The 4,390-nt window shown below is 58.5% G+C and carries 6 protein-coding genes; 4 read left to right on the top strand and 2 right to left on the bottom strand.

Going from position 1 to position 4,390, the window contains the following annotated elements:
* The first annotated feature begins 30 nt into the window (after nucleotides 1–30).
* The 3 genes from AB7F49_RS38460 (at nucleotide 31) to AB7F49_RS38470 (ending at nucleotide 1,496) form a co-directional block, all read left to right on the top strand.
* Nucleotides 31–225: a hypothetical protein gene (locus AB7F49_RS38460; RefSeq protein WP_428532999.1), complete on the top strand. Its 195-nt coding sequence runs from the start codon at nucleotides 31–33 to the stop codon at nucleotides 223–225.
* Between the two features lie 43 nt (nucleotides 226–268).
* Entirely contained in the window at nucleotides 269–724 is a 456-nt protein-coding gene (locus AB7F49_RS38465; protein WP_428533002.1) for a hypothetical protein, read from the top strand.
* Between the two features lie 127 nt (nucleotides 725–851).
* Entirely contained in the window at nucleotides 852–1,496 is a 645-nt protein-coding gene (locus AB7F49_RS38470; RefSeq protein ID WP_428533005.1) for a hypothetical protein, read from the top strand.
* A 30-nt stretch (nucleotides 1,497–1,526) separates the two neighbouring features.
* Here the strand turns inward: AB7F49_RS38470 and AB7F49_RS38475 are convergent, their stop codons facing one another.
* Nucleotides 1,527–1,769 carry a helix-turn-helix domain-containing protein gene (locus tag AB7F49_RS38475; RefSeq protein ID WP_428533008.1) on the bottom strand — a complete coding sequence of 81 codons (243 nt, stop codon included), beginning with the start codon at nucleotides 1,767–1,769 and terminating at the stop codon, nucleotides 1,527–1,529.
* 97 nt (nucleotides 1,770–1,866) lie between these two features.
* Here AB7F49_RS38475 and AB7F49_RS38480 point away from each other — a divergent pair, with 97 nt between their 5' ends.
* Nucleotides 1,867–2,664, top strand: a complete 798-nt coding sequence (locus AB7F49_RS38480; RefSeq protein WP_428533011.1) for a hypothetical protein — start codon at nucleotides 1,867–1,869, stop codon at nucleotides 2,662–2,664.
* 26 nt (nucleotides 2,665–2,690) lie between these two features.
* Here the strand turns inward: AB7F49_RS38480 and AB7F49_RS38485 are convergent, their stop codons facing one another.
* A complete protein-coding gene (locus AB7F49_RS38485; RefSeq protein WP_428533014.1) occupies nucleotides 2,691–4,013 on the bottom strand; it encodes a tyrosine-type recombinase/integrase in 1,323 nt (440 codons plus the stop codon).
* Nucleotides 4,014–4,390: the final 377 nt, after the last annotated feature.

The raw sequence follows: 4,390 nt of genomic DNA on the forward strand, positions 1-4,390 counted from the left end.
ACGACGCAACGCCGATTTTGACGGACATCGATGTTTAGATCGAAGAAGAAGCTATTGCCTTCGCAGGTCGCGGAAGCCAGCGGCGCCATCTCCGGATTGGCGGTGGCGATAGCGGCCGGCGACGGCGGCTTCGGCGCACAGTGGGCTGGTCAGGGCGCACCACTTGCTCGCGCCCTCCCGGCGGCCGACCTTGTTGCTGCTCTTGTCAGCGAGATGGGAGCCTAGGTCCGTTTTCCACCCATTGCGGACACTGTGCACCGAGCGCATCATGACTCCGACGCTGGGGCGTCAAACTGGGGAAGATCGTGACGAAGCTGGAGAGGCCGGAATGATCTGGCAGGCCGCGCAAACCGTCGCCGCCTTCAATCTTGTCTGCACGGGTACCTACACCAGCGGCCAATTTATGGGGCGGACAGAAGAGAGGCGACCAGCAGCTATCGTCTTCCGGGTCGATCTCGATAGTGGGCGGTGGTGCAGCGGAGATTGCACCACAACTGCGTCAATCCAGCGTGTAAGCGAAACCCAGATCGTATTTCGCCAAAGGGGCGACATCATGCACTCACAAAGCGGCGACATGACCGATGAGGGCACGATTGTGAACCGCGAGAATGGCGAGCTTCTAGATCGCGAACGCTACTGGCTAGGAAACCAGATGCGCTACCGCATGATCACCGGCACCTGTGAACGGGCGCCCTTTAGCGGCTTTCCTGCGCGCCGTTTCTAGCGCGTTCGCGATTGATGCGACGGCCACTTTGTCGCCAAAGCACCTGTCGCTTTCCACCCTCTGCGGACTTGAGTCCTTGGTCGTTTCCTTCGATTACTGACATATGTGCCGCGACCGAGGGGCAGACATGTCTGTAGGAAATCCGCGCAAGCCCGCAAAACTCGATGCCGACGAGCTCGAGCGCTATCTGAAAATCTGGGAGAAATTGGTCGAACTCGACATATTTCATCAAACGCTAAAGCAGCAGCGCCTGGCTCACTTTATTCCGATCCAGCTCGCCTTGGGGGCGGCCTACGGTCTGTGCCTCGATAAGGCACTAATATTGGAGCCGACCCTTTCGCGCAGTCTAGTCGCGTGGACGGTGCTGGGCATCGGGGTGGCATTCTTCGCGTTTCGGCATTCGCGGGCTACCCTGTCGATGGACCAAAGGGCTCAACAGTATGTGATGACGGTCAAGAATGAAGCCCGGGGGATCGAGTTCGCGATTCGACATCATTTCCGTCGCTCCATTCCTCAGGGGCCGTGCAAGCCTAAGGCCGCGATGCTGCCTTACACCCACATGTTTTGGTACCTCAGTCCAGTGGCCTACAGGGCTGAAGCGGCGATCGCGAAGGGAGAGACCTTGCACGCGACCGCCGACGAGGGGACGGCCTCGCGCACCGAAGAAAGGCTAATTAGCTCGGTGAGCTTTGTCTGGATCATTCTCGGATTGGGCCCCGCTGGATTGCTGGCCTATCCGACGATCTTGGCGGGGATTGCTGCGTACGTATAACAATCGTCCGCTTTCCATCCGTTGCGGACGTTACGAAACCTGCTCGATCCATCGCTTGAAGAGGACAACGGGATCGACGTTCATTGCTGACGCCAGCGCCCGAAACTCAACCAAATCTACCCGACGCTGCCCTCGTTCGATGTTGCTGATGTAGCTTTGGTCCTTGCCGACCCGCTCAGCGAGGTCAGCCTGTCGCAACCCAGATTCCTTGCGAGCTGCGACGAGGATGGCGACGAGGCTGCCCTGAGCGTCGGTGTAGACCGACTTCGCCATCCCGCTCCCCACCAAGACCAAACTGGCGTTGAGCTACATGCGGAATTCCCATATGCATTTTCCGCATATGAATTGGTCGAGCCTCCGTCGATCCGTCATGACCCTCTCGGTGCTGCTAACTGTCACTTCCTGCGATTCTGCGCGAACCAACTCGACTCCCGAGGCCAACGGTATCGATCCGGCAAATGCTGCCGGCGGCAATGCTCTGACGGATTCCGGAATAGCGGCCCAGCACGCTCCGGCGCAGCTAGCCGAGGCATTCCGAGTAGCGTTTGCCGATCATCGGAACGCTGAACTAACGGTCGCAGGATACCGTGAGCCAGACGGCGGGATCGTATCTGACCAAACCTATGCGTTCCGACCGTTCAGCCTCGAATGGCTTGGGGGGACGGCAGCCTTGATAAGCCTCGGCCGAAATCTCGACGATAGTCACGTCTCATCAGGCGCATTGGCCATTCATTACCTAAACCCGACCGGAGACTCGTTCACCGTGATTGGATCTTGGCCTCGCATCGTCGATGGTGCTTCGTTTGGAGCAGAGCCGCTGGCAGTCGCAGTAAGTCGTTCGCTGGCGGAGTATCCGGTAGTTTACAGCGAAGGCGGCGGGACCTGGAGCGGAACCACCTGTGGATGGGCCCACCTTGTCGAGCTCAGACCGGGGCAACCGATTGCGACGGAGGGCATACCTATCTCTCACTCAAATGAGGGGGCGGATGGCACTGTCGCGACGTTAGATGGCGGGTCGGCCCGAACGATCGAGGGACGAATAGGCAATATCGACCGAGGACGTTCGTTCGACGTGATCTTCACCGGCACTGAGAGATTTGTTGAGCGCTACGCTTATCGTAATCACCGCTGGATGCCGACCGTGCGGGAATCTCGGGCCGCCTGTTAGGCCGGCGTAGCCAGCTCACCGTTCGACTAGGTGGAAGTTTGCACGAACAGCACCTTGGATTTCTGACTCGCCGGACTGATGACGCCCAGTTCACCGAGGCGAGGATCGAAGGACTGGCGCCGCTTCATGCTCAACAGATTGTCGAGCTTCATCTCCGGCAAGAGGTGGCTGCCGTAGAATCGCTGGATCTGCTGAATCCCGGTTCCCGCATTTCCAGCCAATACGATGAGGTCGATGTTGTCGCCCTCCAAAAGGCGGAGCATGATCGCCGTGTGGCGTAGGCTGTAGGCGGTTCGCCGCTTTCCTTCTCCATCGAACTCCAGCTCCGCAAACTTCACGAGGCGCTCGAATAGCGATCGCATCTTGTCCCGGGCGGTCACCCGATTGGGATACTGATTCAGGAAGAGGTAGCCGTTGCGGTCTTCCTTTAGCCGCTCGGCGATACGGCGAACGACTGGGATCGCGGAAGGCAGGCTAACTGCATGGCGTCCCCGAACTTTTCCGTGATGGACGTGAACACGCACGTGAGGCTCAGCGCCGTCGACGATCTCAACGTCCCGCAACCTCAACCTGGACCATTCGCTGGGCCGGATCAAAGAGGCGACCATGAAGACGATCAGGTCGTTGAGCTCTTCGAACAGCTGCCGATCTTGATCGCTCGCCTCGGCCACCATTTTGCCGGCAGCGATCAGCAATCGCCGATATTCGTCTTGGCTAAACCACGCCCGAGGATTGTCCCGCTGGGGAACCTTCGGCATCAGTGGCACCCCCGCTATGATGCCCTTCTCATAGGCATGGTTCAGGATGCTGCTGAGTGTGCTGAGCCGCTTCTTCTTCGTCGCCGGCGCCAGCACCTCCTTTTTGCCATTTTGAGCGGCAAAGGCGAGGTAATCGCGGATGTCAGCCGTGGTGATGGTGCGAACGTCCTTCCTACCGAAGAATCGCCCTAACCCGTTCACTGCGGTGATCGCCTGACGGTCGTCCCTTACTCGACGAAGACTCCGCCAGTCGGTTCCGGCTTCCCGAATTCGCGAATTCAGCCAAGCATCGGCGATCCGATCAAATCGATGGGGAGAGGTCGAATCCCGACCCGTCAGATGTCTGAAATTTGAAGCACCAAGACGACGTTCGAGACGAAGATCGTCGAGCAGAGCCTCCGCTCGCTTAGCCGCCAACCGCTCATCCGTTGTACGCATGGTCCGGATAATCGGTCGTCCGTCGAGATAGACCCGGGCATACCAATACGGGCTGCCACGACCTTTGCTCATGGGCTGCTTGTAGATGTAAAGCCCCCGGCGCAGTCGAACTGCCTCGGTCTTCTTGTGCTGGTCGAATACGAGATCGGTCATGGACGATGATATATTGTCTCATCGCAGTTGTTCAAGGCCCACCTCGGCCGGGACAACTGTGGAACTTTGACCCGTTATCGGTGCCAACTGTGAAGTCGGTTCTGCGAAACCAACGCATTGCTTTCGTCAATTTTATAGAGCCGTTTATAATGGCGCCGAAGTGGCGGAATTTCGCATTGGCCGAAGACCGCCCAATCGGGGCAGGCCGGCGGTCCAAACAATCCCGCCCCCTCCTAGACGATTGGTTGAACGATCCGATTCCGGCTTATATAGGCCTAGTCCGGCCCGGCTCGGAGACGTGGGTGAGTGGCTGAAACCAACGCTTTGCTAAAGCGTCATACGGGAAACCGTATCGAGGGTTCGAATCCCTCCGTCTC

This window comes from Pseudorhodoplanes sp., assembly GCF_050250235.1.
In the GTDB taxonomy this organism is placed as follows: Bacteria; Pseudomonadota; Alphaproteobacteria; order Rhizobiales; family Xanthobacteraceae; genus Pseudorhodoplanes.